Source organism: Hufsiella arboris (assembly GCF_009834875.1).
GTDB lineage: Bacteria > Bacteroidota > Bacteroidia > Sphingobacteriales > Sphingobacteriaceae > Hufsiella_A > Hufsiella_A arboris.
In genome coordinates, this window is sequence record NZ_WVHT01000001.1 from 750,441 (window position 1) to 775,546 (window position 25,106).

At 41.2% G+C, this 25,106-nt stretch carries 31 protein-coding genes and 1 tRNA gene; 17 read left to right on the forward strand and 15 right to left on the reverse strand.

Annotation, left to right across the window (positions count from 1 at the left end; translation table 11 throughout):
• Nucleotides 1-51 precede the first annotated feature (51 nt).
• From GS399_RS03265 to GS399_RS03285, 5 genes are all read right to left on the reverse strand, one after another.
• A complete protein-coding gene (locus GS399_RS03265) occupies nt 52-516 on the reverse strand; it encodes a DUF4112 domain-containing protein (protein ID WP_160843136.1) in 465 nt (154 codons plus the stop codon).
• Nucleotides 513-1,007: a DUF2147 domain-containing protein gene (locus GS399_RS03270; RefSeq protein WP_160843137.1), complete on the reverse strand. Its 495-nt coding sequence runs from the start codon at nt 1,005-1,007 to the stop codon at nt 513-515. The genes GS399_RS03265 and GS399_RS03270 overlap by 4 nt, the downstream gene beginning before the upstream one ends.
• 53 nt (nt 1,008-1,060) lie before the next feature.
• The gene (locus tag GS399_RS03275; RefSeq protein ID WP_160843138.1) at nt 1,061-1,525 is read right to left on the reverse strand and encodes a YMGG-like glycine zipper-containing protein; all 465 of its coding nucleotides are present in this window, start codon (nt 1,523-1,525) and stop codon (nt 1,061-1,063) included.
• Nucleotides 1,526-1,769: 244 nt separating this feature from the next.
• Nucleotides 1,770-2,852, reverse strand: a complete 1,083-nt coding sequence (locus GS399_RS03280) for a glycosyl hydrolase (RefSeq protein ID WP_160843139.1) — start codon at nt 2,850-2,852, stop codon at nt 1,770-1,772.
• Nucleotides 2,853-3,377: 525 nt separating this feature from the next.
• A tRNA-Asp gene (locus GS399_RS03285) sits at nt 3,378-3,489 on the reverse strand.
• Nucleotides 3,490-3,633: 144 nt separating this feature from the next.
• On the opposite strand from GS399_RS03285, the gene GS399_RS03290 reads away from it, so the two are divergent.
• Nucleotides 3,634-4,116 carry an Lrp/AsnC ligand binding domain-containing protein gene (locus GS399_RS03290; protein WP_160843140.1) on the forward strand — a complete coding sequence of 161 codons (483 nt, stop codon included), beginning with the start codon at nt 3,634-3,636 and terminating at the stop codon, nt 4,114-4,116.
• Nucleotides 4,117-4,197: 81 nt separating this feature from the next.
• Nucleotides 4,198-4,533 (forward strand): hypothetical protein, encoded by a 336-nt coding sequence (locus tag GS399_RS03295; RefSeq protein WP_237487846.1) that lies wholly within the window; start codon nt 4,198-4,200, stop codon nt 4,531-4,533.
• A gap of 56 nt (nt 4,534-4,589) precedes the next feature.
• Here the strand turns inward: GS399_RS03295 and GS399_RS03300 are convergent, their stop codons facing one another.
• Together GS399_RS03300 and GS399_RS03305 are read right to left on the reverse strand one after the other, a co-directional pair.
• The gene (locus tag GS399_RS03300; protein WP_160843142.1) at nt 4,590-5,576 is read right to left on the reverse strand and encodes a pyruvate dehydrogenase complex E1 component subunit beta; all 987 of its coding nucleotides are present in this window, start codon (nt 5,574-5,576) and stop codon (nt 4,590-4,592) included.
• A 224-nt stretch (nt 5,577-5,800) separates the two neighbouring features.
• Nucleotides 5,801-6,979: a DUF3179 domain-containing (seleno)protein gene (locus GS399_RS03305; RefSeq protein WP_160843143.1), complete on the reverse strand. Its 1,179-nt coding sequence runs from the start codon at nt 6,977-6,979 to the stop codon at nt 5,801-5,803.
• A 147-nt stretch (nt 6,980-7,126) separates the two neighbouring features.
• Here GS399_RS03305 and GS399_RS03310 point away from each other — a divergent pair, with 147 nt between their 5' ends.
• A complete protein-coding gene (locus GS399_RS03310) occupies nt 7,127-7,357 on the forward strand; it encodes a DUF4287 domain-containing protein (protein WP_160843144.1) in 231 nt (76 codons plus the stop codon).
• Between the two features lie 30 nt (nt 7,358-7,387).
• On the opposite strand, the gene GS399_RS03315 is transcribed toward GS399_RS03310, so the two are convergent.
• Nucleotides 7,388-8,026, reverse strand: coding sequence for an NAD(P)-dependent oxidoreductase (locus GS399_RS03315; protein ID WP_160843145.1), 639 nt, complete (start codon nt 8,024-8,026; stop codon nt 7,388-7,390).
• Between the two features lie 167 nt (nt 8,027-8,193).
• Here GS399_RS03315 and GS399_RS03320 point away from each other — a divergent pair, with 167 nt between their 5' ends.
• A complete protein-coding gene (locus tag GS399_RS03320) occupies nt 8,194-8,565 on the forward strand; it encodes a VOC family protein (protein WP_160843146.1) in 372 nt (123 codons plus the stop codon).
• A gap of 4 nt (nt 8,566-8,569) precedes the next feature.
• Complete coding sequence (locus GS399_RS03325; protein ID WP_160843147.1) at nt 8,570-8,935, forward strand: iron chaperone; 366 nt, start codon at nt 8,570-8,572, stop codon at nt 8,933-8,935.
• Nucleotides 8,936-8,954: 19 nt separating this feature from the next.
• Here GS399_RS03325 and GS399_RS03330 read toward each other — a convergent pair whose 3' ends face one another.
• Both GS399_RS03330 and GS399_RS03335 read right to left on the reverse strand, forming a co-directional pair.
• Nucleotides 8,955-9,596 (reverse strand): MCP four helix bundle domain-containing protein, encoded by a 642-nt coding sequence (locus GS399_RS03330; protein ID WP_255491536.1) that lies wholly within the window; start codon nt 9,594-9,596, stop codon nt 8,955-8,957.
• Between the two features lie 101 nt (nt 9,597-9,697).
• Nucleotides 9,698-10,882, reverse strand: coding sequence for a class I SAM-dependent rRNA methyltransferase (locus GS399_RS03335; RefSeq protein ID WP_160843149.1), 1,185 nt, complete (start codon nt 10,880-10,882; stop codon nt 9,698-9,700).
• 70 nt (nt 10,883-10,952) lie between these two features.
• On the opposite strand from GS399_RS03335, the gene GS399_RS03340 reads away from it, so the two are divergent.
• The 4 genes from GS399_RS03340 to GS399_RS03355 all read left to right on the forward strand — a co-directional run bounded on the left by GS399_RS03340 (nt 10,953) and on the right by GS399_RS03355 (nt 12,699).
• Nucleotides 10,953-11,288: a tRNA-binding protein gene (locus tag GS399_RS03340; protein WP_160843150.1), complete on the forward strand. Its 336-nt coding sequence runs from the start codon at nt 10,953-10,955 to the stop codon at nt 11,286-11,288.
• Nucleotides 11,289-11,291: 3 nt separating this feature from the next.
• Entirely contained in the window at nt 11,292-11,768 is a 477-nt protein-coding gene (locus GS399_RS03345; RefSeq protein ID WP_160843151.1) for a nucleoside deaminase, read from the forward strand.
• A gap of 83 nt (nt 11,769-11,851) precedes the next feature.
• On the forward strand, nt 11,852-12,463 hold the full coding sequence (locus GS399_RS03350; protein ID WP_160843152.1) for a superoxide dismutase: 612 nt from the start codon (nt 11,852-11,854) through the stop codon (nt 12,461-12,463).
• 59 nt (nt 12,464-12,522) lie between these two features.
• Nucleotides 12,523-12,699, forward strand: a complete 177-nt coding sequence (locus GS399_RS03355; RefSeq protein WP_160843153.1) for a phosphatidate cytidylyltransferase — start codon at nt 12,523-12,525, stop codon at nt 12,697-12,699.
• Here GS399_RS03355 and GS399_RS03360 read toward each other — a convergent pair.
• From GS399_RS03360 to GS399_RS03375, 4 genes are all read right to left on the reverse strand, one after another.
• Entirely contained in the window at nt 12,696-13,637 is a 942-nt protein-coding gene (locus tag GS399_RS03360; RefSeq protein ID WP_160843154.1) for a hydrogen peroxide-inducible genes activator, read from the reverse strand. The genes GS399_RS03355 and GS399_RS03360 overlap by 4 nt on opposite strands.
• Before the next feature lie 178 nt (nt 13,638-13,815).
• On the reverse strand, nt 13,816-15,654 hold the full coding sequence (glmS, locus tag GS399_RS03365) for a glutamine--fructose-6-phosphate transaminase (isomerizing) (RefSeq protein WP_160843155.1): 1,839 nt from the start codon (nt 15,652-15,654) through the stop codon (nt 13,816-13,818).
• 79 nt (nt 15,655-15,733) lie between these two features.
• Entirely contained in the window at nt 15,734-17,167 is a 1,434-nt protein-coding gene (locus GS399_RS03370; protein ID WP_160843156.1) for a DUF4270 family protein, read from the reverse strand.
• A gap of 12 nt (nt 17,168-17,179) precedes the next feature.
• Entirely contained in the window at nt 17,180-18,004 is an 825-nt protein-coding gene (locus GS399_RS03375; RefSeq protein WP_160843157.1) for a glycogen/starch synthase, read from the reverse strand.
• A gap of 143 nt (nt 18,005-18,147) precedes the next feature.
• Here GS399_RS03375 and panC point away from each other — a divergent pair, with 143 nt between their 5' ends.
• From panC to GS399_RS03400, 5 genes are all read left to right on the forward strand, one after another.
• Nucleotides 18,148-18,987 (forward strand): pantoate--beta-alanine ligase, encoded by an 840-nt coding sequence (gene panC, locus GS399_RS03380; protein WP_160843158.1) that lies wholly within the window; start codon nt 18,148-18,150, stop codon nt 18,985-18,987.
• A gap of 72 nt (nt 18,988-19,059) precedes the next feature.
• A complete protein-coding gene (panD, locus tag GS399_RS03385) occupies nt 19,060-19,410 on the forward strand; it encodes an aspartate 1-decarboxylase (RefSeq protein ID WP_160843159.1) in 351 nt (116 codons plus the stop codon).
• A 14-nt stretch (nt 19,411-19,424) separates the two neighbouring features.
• Nucleotides 19,425-19,919 (forward strand): D-glycero-beta-D-manno-heptose 1-phosphate adenylyltransferase, encoded by a 495-nt coding sequence (gene rfaE2 / locus GS399_RS03390; protein WP_160843160.1) that lies wholly within the window; start codon nt 19,425-19,427, stop codon nt 19,917-19,919.
• 72 nt (nt 19,920-19,991) lie between these two features.
• Nucleotides 19,992-21,131 (forward strand): acyl-CoA dehydrogenase, encoded by a 1,140-nt coding sequence (locus GS399_RS03395; protein WP_160843161.1) that lies wholly within the window; start codon nt 19,992-19,994, stop codon nt 21,129-21,131.
• A 67-nt stretch (nt 21,132-21,198) separates the two neighbouring features.
• The gene (locus tag GS399_RS03400) at nt 21,199-22,446 is read left to right on the forward strand and encodes a peroxiredoxin family protein (protein ID WP_160843162.1); all 1,248 of its coding nucleotides are present in this window, start codon (nt 21,199-21,201) and stop codon (nt 22,444-22,446) included.
• A 13-nt stretch (nt 22,447-22,459) separates the two neighbouring features.
• On the opposite strand, the gene GS399_RS03405 is transcribed toward GS399_RS03400, so the two are convergent.
• Nucleotides 22,460-22,801: a phage holin family protein gene (locus GS399_RS03405; RefSeq protein WP_160843163.1), complete on the reverse strand. Its 342-nt coding sequence runs from the start codon at nt 22,799-22,801 to the stop codon at nt 22,460-22,462.
• A gap of 28 nt (nt 22,802-22,829) precedes the next feature.
• On the opposite strand from GS399_RS03405, the gene GS399_RS03410 reads away from it, so the two are divergent.
• The 3 genes from GS399_RS03410 (at nt 22,830) to nusA (ending at nt 25,071) form a co-directional block, all read left to right on the forward strand.
• On the forward strand, nt 22,830-23,222 hold the full coding sequence (locus tag GS399_RS03410; protein ID WP_160843164.1) for a hypothetical protein: 393 nt from the start codon (nt 22,830-22,832) through the stop codon (nt 23,220-23,222).
• Nucleotides 23,223-23,368: 146 nt separating this feature from the next.
• Complete coding sequence (gene rimP, locus GS399_RS03415) at nt 23,369-23,833, forward strand: ribosome assembly cofactor RimP (RefSeq protein WP_160843165.1); 465 nt, start codon at nt 23,369-23,371, stop codon at nt 23,831-23,833.
• 2 nt (nt 23,834-23,835) lie between these two features.
• Nucleotides 23,836-25,071 (forward strand): transcription termination factor NusA, encoded by a 1,236-nt coding sequence (gene nusA / locus GS399_RS03420; protein ID WP_160843166.1) that lies wholly within the window; start codon nt 23,836-23,838, stop codon nt 25,069-25,071.
• The last annotated feature ends 35 nt before the right edge of the window (nt 25,072-25,106 follow it).

Consider the following 25,106-nt stretch of genomic DNA (forward strand, 5'->3'; position numbering starts at 1 on the left):
TTACTTTAATTCTTTTAGTCGCAATAACCTAGGTGATTTTTATAGAACTCTTTAAAACAGATGTATCAAATATGCCATCAGCTTGTATGACAGGTAAGCGATAAAAATCAGAAACGCAATAGCAACAACCAGGACTGTTATGATAATGCCCGTTCCGCTACCCTGATGTTTTCCTTCTATGTAATGCTCTTTAAGTAGGCGGATATTTTTGGTGTTTGCCTTGTATACAAAATCAAACAACTGGCCAATAAGCGGAATAGCTCCGATCGTCGCATCGAGCAAAACATTGAGGGTCATTAAAATGACTATTTTTCTACTGGCCCCATGCCTCGCCATGGTAAGAACCAGCAGGATGGAGATCAGGAAACCGGAGATGTCTCCGGCTACAGGAATGAGGTTAAGAATTGGGTCGATGCCAAAACGAAAATTAGTTCCCGGGAGTCGGAATTCTTCATCCATCAATTTCGATGCGCGTTCTACCCAATAAAGCTTATTTTCGCTGACAGCTTGTTTCATTTATTTGCAAAGTCCGGAAGATCTGGTGAAGTATAGCGGGAAAATGCGATCGACTGCCCGATAAATTTGAAATGCCAGTATCCTTTTACTTTTAAAATTCCTTTGTCGGTAAAATATGCATACGAACTCCATTCCCGGCCGCTAATAGCATCGTAGATTAATCCGTCATCCCATATATTGCCCTCAGGATCATATTTTAGGTTTCGAAGTACTTGCATTCCTGCAATTCGGCGTTTTCTAAGTTTAGGATCTGGATTTTGGTCATCTAAGCGCGTATTCATTGGCCGTGACGGATCATCCCTGTCATCGAACCAAACGATCTTTGCCTTGTATTCATCATCCTGTGGATCTTTATAAACTTGAACGATAAGGTTTTTTTTCTCAGAAATCCACCTGCCGAGTATACGATCCTCTCCCGACGTTTTTTGCGCCAGGCTGAGATTAATGCTCAGCAAGCTTAATATAAAGGTAAGTGAGATTGCTGATGTCATTTTTGTGGTTAATAAAAAAGGCCGTAGATAATTCTACGGCCTAAGTATACTAATTATTGTGCGCGGCCAGTCTTTTTATCTTTACTTCGTCCGATAAGGTAACCTGTACCTGCGCCTACCAAACCACCAACAATAGCTCCCCGGCCATCTTTTTTATCTACGGCAATACCAGTTATCGCACCGGCACCAGCACCAATAGCGGCGCCTTTAGCGGCAGAACTCCAGCCTTTTTTCTGTTGAGCAGGTTGATCATTTGTGTACGACTGTGAATAACCTGCAACCCGGCTACCACCAGTACGCGATGATGCTCTCGCCCTTGCTGTGGCAATAGCCTGTGCACTATCTATTGAGCGTTGTCTTGCTTTAGCAGCAGCAACACTTGCTTCCGCTCTCTTAAAGCTATCTAATCTCATGCTGTCTTTTACTGCTTTTACAGCGGCCTGTCTGTCTTGTTCCCTGTTGTTATTACATGCAGCTAAAATTCCAACCGCTGCAATCACGCATAGTATCTTTTTCATGATGTTTCTTTCTTTGTTATTCTGGTGTATAGAAAAAACAATGCCAAACACGGAAATGCTATGTCAAATGTGTTTTAACATTAAATAGCACATTTATACAGATTGGATTTTGAATATATTTCCAGACAGTTTTCCAGACTAAGCGACATCGTTCGCTTGTAATTACGATAAGAGGGTATCGTCACCATCTTATAAACAAAAAAGGATGGAATTTATCCATCCTTTCAATTTGCCTCGGCAAAGCTTATTTTATCGTTAAAGTTTCGGCCACCAGTTTTTTAGACCAGCTATTTGGATATGCCTGCCATTTTAAAAATCCATAATTTGATTCCAACAAGCTATTCTTTTGTGGCTCATCAAGCAACTCATAGCCCATAACTACTTGAACTCTTGGATTTTTTTTGCACTTTTCTAAAAAGCTCGTGATGAACTTTTGCTGGTTCTCTTCGTCAACACCATTATTTTTAAATCGTTGTCCGAATTCAGTAAACCAGATTGGTTTACTGAACGTACCTGATAATTTTTTTGTAATGTCATCAATTTTATAGGTAGTGCCTGCAGCAGCTGATTCCATTTCTGAATACCAGTGATAAGCAATAATATCATACTTTACACCATAATTATCGAGCAGCCAAAAAAACGCATAATGCAACCAGCTTGCATCAACCATTGTTTTTGCGCCGGGATCCATTTCTTTAATCCCGACGTCCATTCCTTTTAAATATGCTGCAATAATTTTAAATTTTGCGGTGTCATAATGTGACTGGCTTTGTCCGCTCTTTCCTGCTAAAAGAATTTTTAAATCCAGTTCATTTCCAAGTTCATAATAATTAAAGTAAGCACCATATTTTGCCGCAAAATTGCCGCCTATTTTTTTTCCCGCTTCGTATGACGCAGACTCGGTTGCACTCATATTAAGAGTTCTCGTGTACAGAACCGGCAAAATATTTACTTTGCCTGCAATTGCAGCTTCCTTTAATGGATTGTACAGATATGGAACAGTAATGGAACCATCCGACATTGTTGTAACATCTACCCTATACCAAGTCATCCCCATACTTTTAAGAAGTTCGACCTGTTTTGCGGCCGTTAAGTAACTATAAGCACCTGTTCCATCCAACGGGTGCCCATTTATTCCTAGCTGCAAACTTGATCCAGCCAGAATTGGAGATGTGCTTGTGCTTTCTAGTGCTGCTGCGGATAATTTATTTTGATCGGATAAGGTAGGGGTTGAAATAATTTCGCCTTTTTTACATGATTGTGTGAAAATTGAAACAGCAACAAGACTAATAATCACTGTTTTTTGCAAGTAAGAATATTTAAACATTTATTAATATATTTTAAAATTATCGGCTTATACGGTCAAAAAATTTTAAATGTTTCAATTAAAATCCTTAAAATTACGAATTTATAAAAAATTAAATTTTTAAAACAATTTTGACTCGGCACGATGTTTCACGAAATTTCTCACTTTTTTCACACTCTAAAATTTCTCATAAGTTATTGTCCAGATGTTTCAGAACATGGATGGATATTGGAGGATTGAAATAATGCCAGAAATTACATCCAGAAGAATGATGATTATCATGAAAACTTCGCAAACAATTCATTGAAAAACTTCCGAAGTTACCCAGTGACCAGACATAATTGCCGGCTCTACCAGTCGTAAAAAGCTCTGCCAGGTGGCTTGCTTTGCAGAAAAGACTTTTATTTCAAAGTCAGCCTTGAATCGCATTGAAACAGAAGGATTTATTACCAGTGATTAGGAATAATATAAAACAAAAAAAAGAAGCTTCTGATGGGCAGAAGCTTCAAACTAACCAATTATAAACCTAAATTAAACGAAAGGTTGCTGTAGGGGTAGGAGTCGAACCTACAAGGAGTGGTTAGTTCGCCGAAACGAATTTCCCAGAATCTCCGCCACCGAGACAAGGAGGTGTGTCTGCCAATTTCACCACCCTACAAAGATCGATCAATCTTATTAGCTGATTGATTAATACAAATGTAAGGCAATTGATTTATTTATTGCAAATTTTATAAGGAATTATTTTAATTTTTGTAATTTTTTTATTTACTTAGATCATTAATTAGAATCCTTAAAAAATTACATGGAAAAACGGTCGCCAAATTTAGAAATTGATAATCTCGACATGCAGATTTTATCATACTTGCTTGAGGATGCAACAATTGCTTACACCGAAATTGCTAAAAGATTAATCGTCTCAGGAGGTACAATTCACGTCAGAATGAAGAAAATGCAGGATATGGGTATTATTAAAGGCTCAAACCTGATTGTCGACGCTCAAAAAATAGGATATGACGTGTGTGCCTTTTTAGGAATTTTTCTTGAAAAAGGATCGGCTTACAAAGACGCTGTTGAACAACTTAAAAAGGTAAAGGAAATTGTTGAGCTTCATTATTGCACTGGTGCATACAGTATGTTTGCAAAGATCATTTGCCGTGATACAGCTCACCTGCGTCATGTGCTTAACGAGTCGATCCAGGCAGTAGAAGGCGTTCAACGTACCGAAACGTTTATATCACTCGAAGAAAGCATTAAGCGTCAAATCAGTTTAGATAATCTGGATTAGCGAATAATAATTTTACCAGGCTATATTGCTCTGTTAAACATTTCCAGGGTTGTGCTGTTGTTTTTGCTGACTGACAGAAAAATGAACGACCAGGATTTTAAAGATGAATTTAAACCAGTGCATGTGCCGGCACATTTTGCCGACTGCCATACATGGGATGATAAAATATTCTATGCCCTTGCGCAACTGGGCCAGGCGACGGCCTTGGAAGTAGCTGATAAATTGATCGAAATAGACTCGGAACAAACCCGCAGTGAAGTTGAAAATTGCTCTGAGTCAATTCTGAAAGATCATTTCAAAAAGGGATTGATAAAAGGTCATCTCTCAGATAATCACTTTGTCTACAATCTCAGTAAAATAGAAAAATCCAATAAGGGAAACGTCAACCCCGGATTGTTGACTGAAGGGCTGGACTAGCATAAAAAAAGCATCTACTTATGGCAGATGCTTTTTTATTTTATCTTCTTTAATTTTTAGTTCTCTACGTACAAAACGCTTTTAACTGCTTTCACTACACGCTCTGCATTCGGCAATGCAGCCTGGATTAATGTCGGAGCATAAGGGAGCGGAACGTCTGCAGACACTACGCGGCGAATCGGAGCATCTAAATAATCAAAAGCTTCACTTTGAACTTTGTAAGTAATCTCGGTAGCGATTGAGCCAAGCGGCCATGCCTCTTCAACGATTACTAAACGGTTCGTTTTCTTAATTGAATTAATTATCGTATCATAATCAATCGGGCGGACTGAGCGCAAATCGATTACTTCAGCATTAATACCTTCTTTGCTTAACTCTTCAACCGCAGGATTTACAACGCGGGTTAGCATTTTTCCAAATGTTACGATGGTAACATCTGTACCTTCTTTAACCACATTTGCTTTACCCAATTCGATGTAATAAGTCTCTTCAGGAACCTCGCCCTTATCACCATACATTACTTCAGATTCCATGAAAATCACTGGATCCGGATCGATTATTGACGACTTTAACAGTCCTTTCGCTTCGTATGGAGTAGATGGAACGACAACCTTTAACCCAGGGCAGTTCGCATACCAGTTTTCAAAATTTTGCGAGTGCTGTGCAGCTAATTGTCCGGCGTTTCCGGTTGGACCGCGAAATACGATAGGACAGGTAAACTGGCCGCCACTCATCGAATGAATTTTTGCCGCGCCGTTAATAACCTGGTCAATTGCAACAAGAGAAAAATTGAAGGTCATGAATTCAACGATGGGACGTAATCCGTTCATTGCTGCGCCTGTTGCGATACCGGCAAAGCCAAGTTCCGCGATAGGAGTGTCAATTACACGCTTAGCGCCAAATTCGTCGAGCATTCCCTGGCTAACTTTGTAAGCACCATTATATTCTGCTACTTCTTCGCCCATCAGGAATATCGTATCGTCTTTGCGCATTTCTTCGTTCATCGCTTCACGAAGGGCTTCTCTGAATTGTATTTCTCTCATTTTATATAATTCAATTTCGGAAGGCAAATATAAGGCTTAAAGTGTATAATGCAACCGGATGAGAAACCGATAAAACGTACTGATTGTAAAATTTATAGGATGTTAATTTTAGACGTCAATCACCAATGCGTGCGTCTCTAAAAGAAGCATTAAATGAACTATATACTCTACCGGTACACAGATGAAGTCTTAAAATCTTGTGCTAAAAAATTGACACCTTACGGCTATTGGTCGGCTAACGTTTGAGGATGGAACGTCTTCCATGAATGCCAAAACTCCTGGTAACCCTGTATTTCTGTCAATTTCTTCCCGGTCATTGGACCAGAGACAAACGAACCATCGACACTCATCACAGAACCGGTAGCCTGGTCCGTTATCTTGCCATCGTTTAATTTTAACCGGATAGCCCGGCCGTCCAATTCACGGCTCCATACATGAAACGACGCGTTATCTTTTTCCAGGTAAATAGCCAGGGGTAAATTCTCCAAAGAATCCGAGATAAATTTATGTTTCACCAACGAATTCCAATCGTATGCCTTTGCGACGTTATTTTGTGCGACACCTAAAATCCATGACTTGTCTTTCCATGATTTTTTGTCTCTCCTGGTCAGATCACTTTTGCCTGAACCTTTATCGTATTTTGCCATAGCCTTATATTCATCTTTAAAAACGGTGTCAGGCTGCATGATCTTAGAATCCGGATGTTGCCTTAGCCAGGAAGCCAGCGTCGTTTGCCGTGACGGGATCTCTTTCAAAGTATACCCTTTGAGCGGGCCGGTTATTGCTTTTCCGTTTGCCTGCTGCCACCAGCTTCCGGTTGTCGCGTCTTCGAACATCGCATTATAATGATCCATTCCAACCAGCCTGAAGGTTTCTGCCTTGCCCTTTACAATCGGGCTATAAACCCTTCCGGTGCGGCAAACTGTACAATAGGTCACCATCACTAATTCTCCGCCAACTGTATCCCTAACCTGGTGATGATATCCAATAAATTGGATAGGATAGGCTTTGGTTTTGCCGCCAATCATCACACCGATAACAAGTTTATCTTTTCCTATTTTATTATGGCCCGCAGCAGACTCATGCATATTCCGGGGCTGATAAAACATTTTATCAGCCTGCATATAGAAGTTAAGCAAGCAGAACACCACAACGAAAATTGCAAATGTCGCAGATGCTATGATCTTGTCACGGAGTGTTCCCCGCCTGAATATAACGAACAGCGGATAGGTGATCATAAGCAATCCGACAATCCGAATCCAAACGATATTATTGCTTAGCCAATAAGCAAAGTCTATGGTATTAGCCTTCTGGCTTCCGGGAAAAGGCATAATGAAATATACGCGGAGAATTTCTGCAACGAACAGCAGCGCAAAGCCGCAAATTAAAAGCAATTTTTTCATTTGAAATTATTGTTTAAAAATAACACAATAATTCAGATGGCCGCAAACATGAAATCTTCTTGTCGCAATTTCCCCTGCACTTTGACGACTTTAGGGATAACGCAAGATTGATATCATTGCTATCTTAGATTCAATAAAAAAACTATCATGTCATTCCAGGGATATCTTAAAACGATCAAAGAAAAAACAGGCAAAGGACCGGAAGAATTCAGGAGACTGGCCGAGGAAAAAGGCTTAACCGAAAACAGTGAACTGAAAGCATCGACGAAAGCCGGCGATGTGGTAACATGGCTCAAGGAAGATTATGATCTGGGACATGGGCATGCCATGGCGATCTATGCGCTGTTAAAAGGAATTAAGAACGAGGACAGCGAATAGTAAGGAAGGGGTTACCCCCTTTCCGAAAAACTAAACGGTTGCCACAAAAGGAGCTGCTTTAACAAAGCGCTTATCGCTGAGCTGTTGTACCAGGAAAAGTGCCAGATCTGTTGACGAGACCTTTTCACCGGGACAGTTTTCGAGGTCGGCTACCAGGCTTCCCTTGAGCTCTGTTTGCTCGATAAGCGGAAGTCTTACCAACGTCCAATCCACTGCACTGTTAAGTAGCAGCTGGTACTCAGCCTGCTTGTCAAGGCTCGTTTCAGCATAATGTTTCAGCATCCATTCGGTGGCGGCAAGCACTTTCTCGCTTTTTTTGTCGTATGTGGTATCGACATTAAGGCCCGTAATCAGGACATAACGTCTGATACCAAAGTGTTTCATCGCATCAAGGACATTTTTCGTTGCTGTGCTGAAAATTGACGGTTCGTTCGCGGGCTGCCCAAGTGTGCTGATTACAGCGCCGCAACCTTCCACGAGCGATTTAATAGCCTGCGGGTTCCTGGCATCGCCGGCAAGCAGTTCAATGGATGGATGATGAAAATCGAATTTTCCTGGCTCCCGGAGTAACAGCTTAACCGGGAAATTTTGGGCGAGCAATTGTTTTACAAGGTATTTTCCGGCTTTACCGGTACCGCCGATGATGGCGATTTTAGAGTGTTTTTTCATCTCTTCTTTTAAAAATTAAACAAAAAAATAGCTGACCCGGAGAGGTCCGGGAGTAAGCTCAAATGGAGCTGAATGATCTATACTAGAGAGAGTTTTATTAAAGCAAATTAAGCATAAATTTTGTGCGAACGAGGTTTTCCGTAACTTGTATAAAACAAAAACATTTTATGGAAGAGCAAACGCATCCTACTTTCGGAAATGGCAAAATCTGTTATATCGTTTTACCTGCAAAGGATATTAAAGCTTCGGCGGAATTTTACAGGAATGTTTTTGGATGGAATATTCGTACACGGAGCGACGGATCCACAGCTTTTGACGATTCGGTAAACGAGGTAAGCGGAACGTGGGACACGGGCCTGGAACCGATCGACGGAAAGAGCGTAATGATTTACCTGATGGTGGATTTCATCGAAGTAACAGTAGATCTGATCATCATTCACGGCGGGCAAATTGTTGTGCCTGTAGGAATGGAATCTCCCGAAACAACAGCCCGGTTTACCGATCCGGCCGGAAATATTATAGGTATCTATCAGCAATAAGTATATGAACTCAGCAAAGCCAACTACCATGCAGGAATACTTTGCTGAATTTCCGGCGGAAGTTCAGCAGTTGCTGGAGCGAATAAGAGCATCCATCAAAGCTGCCGTTCCTGAAGCGACCGAAACAATCGGTTATGGAATCCCGACCTTCAAACTTAATGGCAAAAACCTCGTGCACTTCGGCGCTTTTAAAAATCACATCGGGTTTTACCCGACGCCAGATGGAATCAAAGAGTTTGAGCAGGAACTGTCGCAATATCAAAATGCAAAAGGCTCGGTACAATTTCCTTTAAGCGAACCTTTTCCGATGGATTTAATTTTACGGATGACAGAATTCAGGAAGAAGAAGTTGCTGGAGAAAGTGAAATAATAAAGGAGTACCTCAATAATCAGTTTAAATGATACTTCTCCTGGCGGAACAGCCGCTTGTCGGAAGCGCTTAAAATGATCAGCGACAACAGCCCCAGGGCGATAAGCGCGACCAGTTCGATTTTTGATAAAAATACAGAATCACTAAGAACCGAGTGGCTGTCGCGCATCAGCTCGTTACCTACACCTAACTGGATATTGCTGAGCTTATCGAGCTGTGCCAGGGTTTGCCGGTAATGCAGGTCAAGCTCTTTCGTATCATCTGCTTGCGCGGGATGACTATAAACATTTTTTTCCAGTGAATTATATTCGTTCAGGTGTTGCTTGAACAGCTGCCATTCCTTTTTCTCGACCGAGGTTAAAGTCGTAAGCTCATAGGCTTTTGTCAGAGATTTTATCTCATAATCCATCTCCTTCGATTGATCTAGGGCATCGGTCCTGCGCGGTTCCTGGAGCAGGAATCGCTTATCGTGTAATTTATTGCTGATTTGATACAGGTAATTGGAAGGTTTCAGCCTGTCGTTCAGGATTGATGTCACATTGTCGCCCAGGGTGGAAAAAGTTTTTTTATACCACAAGTTTCCCAGGATCAGTATTGACATAATGCACGAAAGAATAAGCACAGACTTAATCTTGTGACGAAGATAATATACCCACCTCATCGCATAAATTTTGGTTAATTGGATAATTAAAGTTAGGGCTTTTAGCTGATTTACGACTATAGCGGTTAACCGTTAAAAAGAAAAATAATTGACCACAATTTTTACCAAACTCTGCATAGCAAGCCCTTTAAATATTCTCCTTCCGGAAATGATGCCCGTACAGGATGATCTTCGGGCTGGCAAAGCTGATCGATAAACTGGACTTCTTTACCTGCGTCGAGCGCAGCCCAGGCGAGTATTTGCTTAAACGACGCGATATCTACCGCCCCCGAACAGGAAAACGTAGCAAGAAGGCCACCCTCATTCAATAATTGCATTCCTAAACGGTTCAGGTCTTTGTAAGCTCTTGAAGCTTTAGTCAGCGCAGAACGTGAGGGTGCATACTTCGGTGGATCGAGCACGATAACGTCGAACTTTTCACCCTCTTCTTTGAGTTTCCGGAGCTGTTTATTAACGTCCGATTGTACGGCGATATGTTTGATTGAATCAAGGTCGTTAAGCAAAACGTTTTGCTTTAAAGTCTCGATTGCCAAAGCGGAACTATCGACGCTCATCACTTCGCTGGCGTTATTTTTCAGGGCGTTCAGTGTAAATCCGCCGGAATAGCAGAAACAGTCAAGCACTCGTTTTCCAACAGCGTGCCCGGCAACGATGCGCCTGTTGTCTCGCTGATCGCAGTAAAATCCTGATTTCTGCCCTTCTGAAATATTCACGTTATAGGAGACGCCGTTTTCTTTAACCGTTACAAACTCGGGCGGATTAATGCCTGATAACTTTCCATGCGATGCTTCAAGACCTTCGTGGCTGCGTGCAGATGCGTCACTCTTGTCGAATATACCTTTCGGTTTAACAAGCTTGTTTAGTTCATCAAGCAATATATCTTTCACCTTTTCTATCCCGGAGGTTAATATCTGAACAGATAAAAAATCGGCATACTGGTCGACTATCAGGCCGGGCAAATAATCGGCCTCACTAAAGATAAGCCGACATGTATCGGTTGAATCATTTAATAGCTCTCTTCGTGAATTAATCGACTTCCTGATCCGGTTTCGCCACCATTCATCATTAATTTCCTGTTCGGGGTTCCATTCCAGCAAACGTACCGCCACCCTGGATTGCGAGTTATAAAAGCCATAGGCCAGGAACTCGCCGGAATTATCAGTAACGCTAACGAGGTCGCCATTTTCAGGCCGGCCTTTTACGTTTTCAATAGCACCCGAAAATACCCATGGATGTAATTGGCGAACAGCCTTTTCCTTTCCCTTTCTTAAACGAACAGTAAACATCTGGCAAAAATACACTTTTTAAAAGCGTGACATTTTTGAAATTTGACTTTTAAATTTTGATTTTTGACGCATGGATCAAATCAGCTGGAGCGATTTTGAAAAAGTCGAATTAAGGGTGGGCACCATTCTTGAAGCGCTCGAATATCCTGAAGCAAGGAAGCCCGCTTTCAAAATTAAAGCCGACTTCGGCGACTTTGGCATTAAGTGGAGCAGCGCCCAAATCACTAAACATTATACAACGCACGAACTGATCGGACGGCAGATAATTGGAGTTATCAACTTTCCTCAAAAACAGATCGGCAAATTTATGTCTGAGTTTCTTGTTACAGGTTTCGCTGATGAAAACGGCGACATTATTCTTTCATCAATTGATAAAGCTGTTCCTAACGGCTCAAAACTAATTTAGAAGATGAGATACGTAACTTTTAGCGACGAGCCAACAATTACACCCGATGAGTTTTTCATGAATGAAGCGCTTAAGGAGGCCAAGCTCGCTCTGGAGGCTGATGAAGTTCCTATCGGTGCGGTAGTTGTTTGCAGGGGAAAAATAATCGGTCGGGGACATAACTTAACAGAACGACTCAATGATGTTACAGCACATGCCGAAATGCAGGCCTTTACTGCAGCGGCTAATTTCCTTGGCGGAAAGTATTTAAAAGATTGCACTTTATATGTATCGGTAGAGCCTTGTGTAATGTGTGCCGGAGCCTCATACTGGACTCAAATAAGCCGGATCGTTTTCGGTGCTTACGACCCTCACCGGGGTTTTATGAGGGTAAACCAGCGTATCACGCATCCAAAAACTGAGATTGTGGGAGGCATTAAGGAAAATGAATGCAGTATGATGGTGAAGGAGTTCTTTTTACGTAAGCGCAACAAAACTTAATGCAAACAGTCGAACAATTTTTTAGCCTAAGCCGTTATATTTGCGTTGAATCAAAACTTAATTTTCACTTAAATTTATAAATCATGGCATTCGTATTACCTGCGTTACCATACGCAACAGACGCACTTGAACCGCATATCGATAAACAAACTATGGAGATCCACCACGGAAAGCATCACCAGGCTTATGTGGATAATCTGAACAAAGCGATTGCGGGAACAGACGCTGAAAAACTATCGATCGAGGAAATTGTCAAAAATATTTCCAAGTATCCGGCGGCGGTTCGCAATAACGGTGGCGGCCATTTTAATCACAGCCTTTTCTGGACAATTCTTGGTCCGCACAAAGGTGGTGAACCATCAGGAGAATTGTCTTCGGCAATCAATTCAGCGTTCGGATCGTTTGACGAGTTAAAGAAAAAAATGTCAGAAGCCGGAGCAACGCGCTTTGGATCAGGCTGGGCGTGGTTGACTGTTGGCGCTGACGGAAAATTACAGGTTTCATCAACTCCCAACCAGGATAATCCGTTAATGGATATTGCAGAAGTTAAGGGAACTCCAATCCTGGGAATCGACGTATGGGAGCACGCTTATTACTTAAAATATCAAAACAAGCGCCCTGATTATTTAGCAGCGATCTGGAATGTTATCAACTGGGATGAAGTAGCTAACCGTTACTCAAAAGCTAAAAAGTAAGAGGCATTAAAACCTTTTAATTGAAAGTAGTGTATTTACGTACACTACTTTTTTATTTTATGACAAAATTAAAAACCTCCTACCTGATAGCCCTTTTTGCTGCTATCAGTTTCCTAAGCAGCTGCGAACTTGCCAAAGGCCTTTTCAAAGCCGGATACTACGTTGGTATCATCGTCGTTGTGGTAATTTTGATCGTGATCTTTTGGATTGTATCCGCTTTCAGAAAAAAAGGTTAACGATAGATTTCCATCACTTCTTTTTTCTTTGTGCTGCGCATTTGCTTTGGAATAATCGATAAGATTTCATCCTGAAATGCTTTTATAGCCGATTGTTTCAAGAAATTGCGATGAGTTATAATACTAATCTCTCTTACCGGTTCAGGATTTTTAAAATACCTGACCCGGTCCAGTTGCCTGGATGAAAAATCGGCCAGGCTTAGCTCCGGAAGGATTGTTATACCCTGGTTAAGATCGACCATCCGCTTCAGCGTTTCAATGCTGCCGGTGTTATATTCAAAATTGCGTTCCTCGTTAACAGTTCGTTTTAAATTGCACATGTTCATCACCTGGTTCCGCATGCAGTGTCCTTCGTTAAGCAACCACAATTCTGCGGGATCAATATCTTCAGCAACAATGGATTTCTTTTTTAAATGAGGGCTTCCTTTACACAAATAGGCTACAAAATTTTCGTAAAACAAAGGTGTCTCTGATAGTGAAGATTCTTCGAGCGGAGTTGACAGTACGCCGCAATTAAGTAAGCCGGTTTTGAGCTGCTGAACGATCTGTTCGGTTGTCAGCTCCCACACCTGTAGCTTAAGTTCCGGATATTTGTTAGTAAATACAGGTATTAGCTTCGGCAACAGATACGGGGCAATTGTGGGTATAATCCCGACTTTTAATTCGCCTTTTATTTCACCTTTTTGGATACTGATAAGCTCTTTTAATTTTGCGCTTTCAGCAAGTATGTTTTTTGCCTGTTCGATTATCTGAATGCCTATTTCTGTTGGTGTAACGGGTTGCCTGCTTCTGTCGAAAAGTTTTGCCCCTAATGTTTCTTCCAATTTCTGGATCTGCATACTTAAGGTGGGCTGTGTGACAAAACATTTTTCGGCAGCCAGTACAAAACTTCTGTAAAGGTCAACTGCTACAATGTACTCTAACTGAACAAGTGTCATATATAAAATATTGATAAGCAAATATAATAAATATTGATTTCTTCTATATCGCTTAAAAGCGATGCTTGCTGTTGACAGTTAGTTTTTGACGCAATGTAATTGCAGTTTGATTTTTGTGTAAAATGAAACGAGCTTGTCGCGTTATGTGACAAGCTCGTTTCATTATTTTAACTAAAGTTTATTCTACTGTTACTGATTTAGCAAGATTGCGGGGCTGATCGACATTACAACCCCTCATAACAGCGATGTGATATGATAATAGCTGTAACGGAATAGTCGCGATTAATGGAAGAAAGGCTTCGTTAGTATCAGGTATTTCGATGCTGTAATCTACCATGTTTTTAACGGTAATATCGCCTTCGGTAACAATTGCAATAACCACTCCCTTTCTGGCTTTTACTTCCTGGATGTTGCTGATAACTTTTTCATAAGAAGAGTTTTTAGTAGCGATAAAAATTACCGGCATTTCTTCGTCAATTAAAGCTATTGGCCCGTGTTTCATTTCTGCTGCGGGATATCCTTCTGCGTGGATGTATGAAATTTCTTTAAGTTTTAACGCGCCTTCTAACGCTACCGGGAAACCACTCCCCCGACCCAGAAACAGGCAGTTACGTGAATCGATAAAATGCTCAGCGATCTTTTTTATCAGCTCATTTGATTTAAGGGCCGTTTCAACCAGCGATGGAATTGTCTCCAGTTCGGTGAGATAGGTTATTAACTGTGACTCGGTAATTTTGCCACGCTGCTGCGCTACATAAAACGCAAATAAAGTGAGAGCTGTTACCTGTGCTGTAAATGCTTTAGTTGACGCAACGCCAATTTCCGGTCCTGCGTGGGTATAAATACCGGCATGCGAAATTCGTGGAATCGACGAGCCAACGACATTGCAAATCCCAAAAATAGTCGCACCTTTTTCCTTTGCAAGTTCTATGGCGGCCATTGTATCGGCTGTTTCGCCTGATTGAGAAATGGCTATAACAATATCTTTTTCTGATATGATCGGGTTGCGATATCTGAATTCGGAAGCATATTCGACTTCAACAGGTATACGGGCGTATTCTTCGATAAGGTATTCGCCTACCAATCCGGCATGCCAGGATGTTCCGCAGGCAACGATGATAATCCTGTCTACATTTTTGAGCTTCTCAACATATTCTTTCACGCCGCCCAATTGGACCTTTCCTTCGTTTGGATAGATCCTACCTCTCATGCAATCATAAATTGACCGCGGTTGCTCGAAGATTTCCTTGAGCATGAAATGATCGAAACCGCCTTTTTCAAGCATCTCGAGCTTTAATTCGAGTTCCTGAATATAAGGCGAATGAACTACGTTGTCGATAGTCTTAATAAGCAGTTCGTCACGTTTTAAAAACGCAATTTCTTTGTCTTTAAGATATATTACATTTTTCGTGTATTCAACAATAGGAGAAGCATCTGAAGCGATGAAATACTCGCCGTCGCCGACACCAATAACCATCGGACTTCCTTTTCTGGCTGCGATAAGCTGGTCAGGGTGATCTTCGCTCATGACAACGATGGCATAGGCGCCAATAACTTCATTAAGTGACAAACGAACAGCTTCCAAAAGATCTACTTGCTCTTGTTGTTGAATCTCTTCGATCAGGTGTATCAAAACTTCCGTGTCAGTGTCGCTGTTAAAATGATGCCCTCTTGAGATGAGTTCCTCCTTGAGCGTGGCATAGTTTTCAATGATGCCGTTATGGATTATCGCGAGTTTTCCATCGCCTGAAGTGTGAGGGTGAGAATTTCTGTCTGAAGGCGCGCCATGGGTTGCCCAGCGGGTATGCCCCATTCCGATTGCGCCTTTTATGTTCTTTCCGTCAGAAAAATTTTCAAGGTCACTTACTTTGCCAGCTTTTTTGTAAATATTTAACTGATCCTGATTAATTAAAGCAACGCCGGCACTGTCATATCCACGATATTCCAGTCGGTGCAGGCCTTTAATGATAACTTCCCAGGCATTACGCTGCCCGATGTAGCCAACAATTCCACACATAAATTATTAAATTGAATTAAATAAGGTAGTGCGAAACTAAGAATATTTGATGAGGAAAAAGTGAAGAACTTATACCAGCTTAGTTAAGCTTGGTATAAGTTAATACTAGTTTGATTTTATAGTTTCCGGTATTGCCGCCGATCACTGATCTGCCGGCAGTTGTAACTGGTGAGAATAAATCATTTGTGAAACCCTGTGCCCGTTGATAATTGTATTTAACAGGCGCCAGGTAAGAATTATACTGCGTTAATTTGCCATCGAGTAAATCCTGGATGTAAGAAGTAATGACAAAAACATATCTCTTTTTACTTGAATCATAGAAACCGCCGTATGCACCATCAGGGAGAAGTCGACCCGGTGTTGCCGTATTAGTTTGTCCGGCATTGTTATCAGGAATTGGCTGGCGTTGTTCAGCAATGTCTGATCGGTAAAATCCTAAACGCAATGCAGGCGGAAGATCTGTATTGACATCGCCATCAATAGAAACGACAAGTTCTGCTTTATTAATATTAAATGAACCTAATTCCTTTAACTTGTTGAGATAAGGAAAAATTACACGTGTCCGAAGGCCTGCCAGAGGTTGCGTATAAACCGTATTGAATAGTTGGTTTGGCGCGCTTAGCTGGGCTTGAACCGGTGTTCCAGTATAATCGTGTTTTATATTCGCAGCAGTTCCGGTGCTGCTAAGGTTAAACGAAACAACATTGGTGTCTATAGTCGACCCGTTTACATTTCTGTAATATAATACCAGGCGGGAACTGTCTGCATTAAACTGCACGATGCCGCCCCTCCCTCCTATCTGTGACTTATCAAGGTTCAGATATAAACCTTTAAAATATTTAGAGAAAGCTGTGCCGTCTTTAAAATTCGAGCTGGCGGCGTTAAAAAAATCAGAGGTGATAAAAGACGAGCTTACCGGGATGCGGAGTTGCGGCGCAGATTTAATCGTCGTGTCCGCTTTTCCATCTCTGATCTGATTTACAAGAATACTGTCACGTATGGCGAACTTTTTAACCTTTTTTCCACCAACGGAACCAGCCTCGTAAGCCCATGTTTTTGTATTATAGTAACCTCCATTAAAAGTTTCCTGCAAGCGGTGGACGTTTAATGAATAAGTTGAACTGACAGAGTCGCCATAAAATTCATCTCCATAACGCATCACTAAAACCGCAGAATCAAGAAGCGGTTTATTTCCGAATGAAACAGACGAGCTGTCGGATGGAAAAAGCAGGCGGAAGGCAAGCGACGACTCAGTTTTCCCCATAATAGGATCATCCTGGTAACCAAAAGGATGTTGAGGGACGGGATAAGTTTGCGCACTAGTGTTGATTGCAGTTGTTAAGGTTGAATCATCCCTCACGGTACTTGCTCTGACAGTTATAGTATCAGTACTGCTTGCATCAATTTGATTTGCCGGATCAACGTCCAGGCCAATTTCATCAGGGCTCTTGCACGCATTTAAAAGAAAAAGACTTATCAACAGAGTTAATAAGTCTATTTTGATGTATCTCATGTATATTCCTTATTAAGCTAAAGAAACGATTTCTTCGTTTGCAATTTCTTCGTAAAGGTTGTAATAATTTTCGAAATCTGAAGTAGAATCATATTCTAAAACCTGCTTGTTGGCTTTTTTAACATAATTTAACACATCTTTATCGATGGTCGCGCTGCCATAAACAACAGCATCAGCTAAGTTAATTGCGCCAAAATGCAAGGCATTGCAGGTAGCCGGTTTGAATACCTCCGTGTCACTTTCGTTAACACCATTTAATGTAGCTTTTTCTGCAAACCGATCGTTTAGTTTTTCTGTAAAACAGTCATCATAAATCGAGTAAACAACTTTAGAATTTTTGAATGTCGGATCGTCTTTGTACGTCGTTTTAAGGTACGTAGGCACCAATGCGGTCATCCAGCCATGGCAATGTACTACGTCTGGAGCCCAACCTAATTTTTTAACCGTTTCTAATGCTCCTTTGCAAAAGAAAATCATGCGCTCATCATTATCCTCATAAAACTTCTCACTTCCATCTCTAAACACATGCTTGCGCTGAAAATACTCCTCGTTATCCAGGAAATAAACCTGCATACGAGCCGAAGGGATTGATGCTACTTTGATAATCAAAGGATTATCATTGTCATCAATAATAATATTCATCCCCGATAAACGGATAACTTCATGAAGGCGGTTCCTTCGTTCGTTTATGTTTCCGAAGCGTGGCATCAGGATACGGATTTCGTAACCCTTGTCCTGCATAGCCTGCGGAAGCTGACGGGTGATTTCTGAAATTTTGGAAAGTTCGAGGAAAGGCGACATCTCGTGGGTAATAAACAATAACTTCGTTTTAGCCATCTCCAATATTGATTTTTTGTTAAGAATAGAATTTCGGACTGCAAATATACGCATTATCTTATGATATATCAACCATTTACGAAATAGCTCTTGTAATTTTTTAAGCAAATACTCACCTTTACCGGCTTTATAAAATTTAAATTTTGAAAATTTTTAAGACAAAGGCGGAAGTTGAAAATTACCTCATGCCTTTGAGCCAGTCAAAAACCGTAGGCTTTGTGCCTACGATGGGTGCTTTGCACAACGGCCACCTTTCTCTGATCAGACTGGCGCGTCAGCAATCAGATATTTCCGTTTGCAGTATTTTTGTAAATCCTACTCAGTTTAACGATCCGAAGGATCTGGAATTATATCCGAGGCCGGTTGAAAAAGACATCGCTCTTCTGGAAAGCGAAGGATGCGACGTGCTTTTTATGCCGGATGTAAAGGAAATGTATCCTGATGAAGATGAGGCCTGGCACATTGAGCTGGGTGACCTGGAAAATATCCTGGAAGGAAAGTTTCGGCCCGGCCACTATCAGGGAGTAACACAAATTGTGAAGAAACTTTTTGATGCGGTAAAGCCTGATTTCGCTTTTTTTGGGCAAAAGGATTATCAGCAGGTCAAAGTTGTTCAACGGATGGTCGAAATTTTCCAGATGCCGGTTAAAATCATTATGTGTCCGATAGAACGGGAAATGACTGGTCTTGCCATGAGTTCGCGCAATGTTCGCTTATCCGCCGATGAACGGGAAAAAGCTTTAGTGCTCTATAAATCACTTTCAAATACAAAGGATCACTTCACTGCGGAAACAATTGAGCAGTTGGAGGAAGAAGGGCGTGAATTAATTAACGGAACTGATGATGTAAAGCTTGAGTATTTTGAAATCTGCGACGGAGGTTCGCTGGAACGGGTAAAAACAAAGGAACCTGCCAGTTTGGTTGCACTTGTGGCAGCCTGGGTTGGTAAAACACGCCTTATTGACAATCTCATCCTGAAGTAAACTTAAGGGCCTGATAATTGCTAATCGGTAGCATACAATTCGTTGAATGAAAGTTTTGTTAATTTTGCAGTCATGATTATTGATATTTTAAAGTCAAAGATCCACCGGGTGAAAGTAACTCAGGCTGAACTGAATTACGTGGGGAGTATAACGATTGATGAGGATCTGCTCGACGCGTCCAATATCATACCCAATGAAAAAGTGCAGGTTGTTAACAATAATAACGGCGCCCGATTTGAAACTTATGTAATAAAAGGCGAACGAGGGTCAGGGACAATTTGCCTGAATGGCTCTTGTGCAAGGCTTGCGCAGGTCGGCGACATCCTGATCGTCATGTCATATGCCCACATGGAGTTTGAAGAAGCGAAAGTTTATTCGCCGATTTTGGTTTTTCCTGATGATAACAATAAACTGATTAAATAGAGCCATATAATGCCATGATCAGTAAGTTGAGTATCATTGAAAATAAGATCCTTACGCCCGCGAAACTCGCTCCATTGTTAAATATGTGGAGATTTCAAGGAAGAGAGATCGTTTTCACTAATGGCTGTTTTGACTTACTGCATTTAGGTCACGTGGATTATTTATCAAAAGCAGCCGATCTTGGCGATGAATTAGTTATCGGGCTTAACTCCGACGCATCCACTTCCTCACTTAAAGGGCCAAACAGGCCAATTACCGATGAAAGATCACGGGCTCATATACTTGCCTCACTCTTCTTTGTGAGCGCGGTCGTATTATTTGACGAAAGCACTCCCTTTGATCTGATTAACTTTGTTAAACCCGATGTCCTGGTAAAAGGCGCTGATTACACTATCGACAAGATTGTGGGCGCTGATTTAGTTATTTCAAACGGAGGCAAAGTAGAAACTATCGAATTTATAGAAGGCTATTCCACTACGGCCATCGAGAAAAAAATTAAAAATTCATAAAGAAACAAAGCAATACTATGCTTGCATAGTAAATCTATTTATGATAGCTTTGGATAATCCAATTCTAACCCAATGAATTTTGAATTATCCGAAGAGCATAAACTAATCAGACAGGCCGCAAGAGATTTCGCACAAACTGAATTAAAACCCGGAGTTATCGAGCGGGACGAGCACCAAAAATTTCCTGCAGAACAGGTTAAGAAACTGGCTGAGCTCGGGTTTCTTGGGATGATGGTTAGCCCGGATTATAACGGCGCGGGCCTTGATACCGTTTCCTATGTGTTAGCCATGGAAGAACTATCAAAAGTAGATGCTTCCGCATCAGTAGTTGTTTCAGTTAATAACTCGCTTGTTTGTTATGGATTGGAGGCTTTTGGAAGCGATTATCAAAAGGAAAAATATTTGAAGCCACTCGCCTCCGGCGAAATGCTCGGTGCTTTCTGCCTCTCCGAACCTGAGGCTGGCTCCGATGCAACGTCGCAGAAAACTACAGCGATAGACATGGGGGATCACTACCTTCTAAACGGTACAAAAAACTGGATAACGAATGGTAGTACATCGTCCGTTTGTTTAGTGATAGCTCAAACACATCCCGAAAAGGGGCATAAGGGAATCAATGTATTTATTGTAGAAAAGGGCTGGGAAGGATTTACTGTTGGCCCGAAAGAAAATAAACTGGGCATCAGGGGGTCGGACACTCATTCGTTAATGTTTACCGATGTTAAAGTTCCAAAAGAGAATCGCATTGGGGAGGATGGATTTGGCTTCACATTCGCCATGAAAACATTGGAAGGTGGCCGTATTGGTATTGCGGCACAGGCTTTAGGTATTGCGTCAGGAGCTTACGAACTTGCTGTTCAATACTCGAAAGAAAGAACCACTTTTGGAAAGCCGATATCAAATCATCAATCAATACAGTTCAAGCTCGCCGATATGGCTACCGAAATTGAAGCCGCCAGAATGCTTTGCCTTAAAGCCGCGTGGCTTAAAGACCAGGGCTTACCGTATTCGCAGGCCAGTTCTATGGCGAAACTCTTCGCGTCGGAAGTTGCCATGAAAACAACTATTGAGGCCGTACAGATCCACGGAGGATATGGTTTTGTAAAAGAGTTTCATGTTGAGCGGTTAATGCGTGATGCTAAAATCACGCAGATTTACGAAGGAACCTCCGAAATTCAAAAAATTGTAATTTCACGTGAATTGTTAAGTTAATTCACGTTCGTTTAAAGCAGTTTTCAACACAAATTCCTATATTTCGGCTTAACTATATACGAGTTGCATGAAGGTTGTTGTTTTGTTACTGGCTGCATTATCATTAGTTACTGTTTCATGTTCGAACAGTGAAAAGGTTGAATTGAAAGATGGCATATGGCGAGCAGCTTTGACTACCGAATCTGGCGCAGAAATTCCATTTAATTTTGAGCTGGCTGATTCGGCCGGAAAGAAAATAATACATATAATCAACGGCGCTGAACGCTTCAAAGTAAGCGATATCTCCGTAAAAGACGATTCGGTGTTTATCCGGATGCCTTTATTTGATTCAGAGATCAGGACAAAATTTACCGACGGAAATTTGAGCGGTCGCTGGATTAAACATCTTGCTGCAAAAGATTCTTACATGGCATTCAATGCCGAGCCCGGCAATGCATCACGTTTTTTTAAAACAGATGATGCGCCTAAATACAATGTAACAGGCAGATGGTCGACTGTTTTTGTTAGCGCCGATGGCCAGGACACAACCGTTGCGGTTGGTGAATTCAAGCAAAAAGATGCGAAGGTAACCGGAACTTTTCTGACAACAACCGGGGATTATCGATTTTTGGAAGGTACCGTTACAGAGGATAAACTTTCCCTTTCCTGTTTTGATGGCTCGCACGCTTTTCTGTTTACAGGAAAAATAAATCCCGACAATACAATCAGCGAGGGCAAATTTTATGGTGGTTACTCATCGATAGATAACTGGACAGCGAAGAAGGATGAAAAGGCGATGCTTCCTGATGCTTATTCGCTTACAGCGTTGAAGCCAGGCTATGATAAAATAAATTTTTCGTTTCCCGACCTTAACGGAAAGAAGGTTTCTCTTAATGATCCTCGCTTTCATGATAAGGTTGTCGTTGTGCAATTTATGGGATCCTGGTGCCCGAACTGTATGGACGAAACCGCCTATCTTTCGCCGTTTTATAATAAGTTCAAAAGTAAGGGTGTAGAGGTTGTTGGACTGGCGTATGAACGGACGACGGATTTTAACAAATCAAAAAGGAATGTGGAATCATTTAAAAAACGATTTGATGTAGCGTACCCGCTTTTGATCACGGGCTTTGTTAACGACAAAAAAGAAGTGGCCAGGAGTTTGCCAATGCTAAGTAATTTTGTTGCTTTTCCGACGACGATCATTATCGACAAAAAAGGCTTGGTAAGAAAAATACATACGGGCTTCAGCGGGCCGGGAACCGGCAATCATTATACAGAATTCATGAATGAATTCGAAAGCCTGATAAATCAGTTAATCACTGAGCCGAAATCCTAAGCAGGGATCGCGATTATTTATCTTTATTTAAGCCCGCAAATATCATTTTAATAATGGCTAGTACGATTGCGAAGATTGCTGCCGATAAAAAGCCGCTGGTGTTAAAGCCATCCATTAGCCTGTCAACTAACAACACCATCAAAACTGTGATGATAAATGACATTAGCCCTAATGTTAAAATGTTTAATGGGAATGTAAAGATTCGTAAGATTAGCCCTACCGTGGCATTTGCCAGTGCGATTAAAATGCCGGCAAGTAACGCGCTTCCAAAACCGCTTACTTCAACGCCGGGAACAACAAACGAAGCAAGGATGACGGCTACGCCCATCAGTAAAAATTCGATAATTAATTTCATAATCAGTGCAGGTTTACTATTTGTTTTGATGTACGCTTTTCCAGCATGTGTGCAACGCCAGGCTGAATCAGTTAATTTTTCTTTAAATAAAGATAGTACTCAAATTGTTTTAGCCGGACTTGATTACGATCTGATTCAAACATTTAAAGCTGATTCAAATTTAAAACAATTGCTTGAGAAGGTTTTTCCGGTGTATTTACAATCGGCTGATGAATCGTTAATTGGCTTTGAAAAGCTGGAACCAGGGAATTACCAAGTTACTAACGGATTGGTGGAATTTATTCCCGCTAAAGGATTTGTCCGCAGGAACACTTACAGGGCAGAATTCCATGCACCGGCGTACTATTCTGCAATGCAGGTATTCAAAGACCCGGCTCTCCCAGGAAAGATTAAGATCGTCAGCAAAACATTTTCTTTCTAGCTCATTTAGTAAGCGCTTGTTAATGAAATAAATAAGTGTCTTGTTTATTGATTTATAAATAATTTGTATATTTGCAGCAATCTGAAAAGAGGGGACCTGTTTGTCCCCTCTTTTTTTTGACCTGCATTTGCATAAATACCAGTGAGATGAATGTTGAAAAACGAGTAACTGAACTTGTTGAAGAAAAAATTGCAGACCGGGACGATCTTTTTCTTGTTGATATTAAGATGGCGCCCGGCAATAAGCTGCTGATTTTAATTGATGGCGACAACGGCGTGGATATTAAAGATTGCGTAGCAATCAGCCGCCATGTCGGGTTTCATTTAGAAGAAGAAAATGCCATTGAAACTGCATATAATTTGGAGGTTTCATCACCTGGCATTGATACTCCGCTAAAGTCGACCAGGCAGTATCAGAAAAATGTGGGCAGATTGTTAAGCGTAAAAAAAACCGATGGCTCTCAGTTGGAAGGTAATTTATTATCGGTAGAGCCGGAGGGAATTAATATAGAACAGCAAATTAAAGTAAAAGGGAAGAAGGCTGAATTAAAAGAAGTCTTCGTACCGTTTGGAGAAATAACAGAAACAAAGGTTTTAATTTCATTTAAATAAAAATGAGCAGTATTAACTTAATCGATTCATTTCAGGAGTTTAAAGACTTCAAAAATATCGACCGACCTACAGTAATCAGTGTTTTGGAAGAAGTGTTCCGCAGCATGATCCGCAAAAAGTATGGTACTGATGAGAATTGCGACGTCATCGTGAATCCGGATAACGGAGACTTGGAGATCTGGCGTACGCGTACAGTTATGGAAGATGGCTTCTCGGAAGATGATGATTTAGAAATAGAGCTTGCCGATGCGCATAAAATAGATGCCGACCTGGAAGTTGGCGATGATTTTATCGAGCAGATTACGCTCGAAAGTTTCGGCCGTCGCGCTATTTTGGCGGCTCGCCAAACTTTAGTATCTAAGATTCTGGAACTTGAAAAAGATGAAATTTTCCGTAAGTATAAGGACCGTACAGGCGAAATAGTTACAGGCGAAGTTTACCAGGTTTGGAAAAAAGAAACACTCGTTCTGGATGATGAAGGGAATGAGCTGCTCCTGCCAAAAACTGAACAAATCCCCGCAGATTACTTCAAAAAAGGAGATTCTGTTCGTGCCGTGATTTTAAAGGTGGATATGATGAACAGCAATCCTAAAATCATCATTTCGCGTACAGCGCCGGAATTTTTACAGCGCTTATTTGAGCTGGAAGTTCCTGAAATTTTCGATGGTTTGATCACCATTAAAAAAATTGTCCGTGAACCTGGCGAACGCGCCAAAGTTGCCGTTGAATCCTATGATGATCGTATTGATCCGGTTGGCGCGTGCGTTGGTATGAAAGGCTCCCGTATCCATGGTATTGTCCGCGAATTGAAAAATGAAAATATTGACGTTATTAATTTTACGAACAATATTTCTTTGTACATACAGCGTGCACTTAGTCCGGCTAAAATATCAAGTATCAAACTGGATGACGAAGAAAAACGTGCAGCAGTGTATTTAAAACCTGACCAGGTATCCCTGGCTATAGGTCGTGGCGGGCATAACATCAAGTTGGCTGGTAAACTGACTGGTTATGAGATTGATGTGTATCGTGAAGCAGATGAAAACGATGAAGATGTGGATATCGAAGAGTTTTCAGATGAAATCGATGGCTGGATTCTCGACGAGTTCAAAAGAATCGGCCTGGATACTGCAAAATCGGTGCTGGAACTTTCAGTAGATGAGCTGGTAAAACGTACAGATCTGGAAGAAAGTACCGTTAAAGAAGTTATTGAAATTTTAAAAGCTGAGTTTGAATAAAACCTAAAGCAGGATCGTTCATTAGTTAATGAACT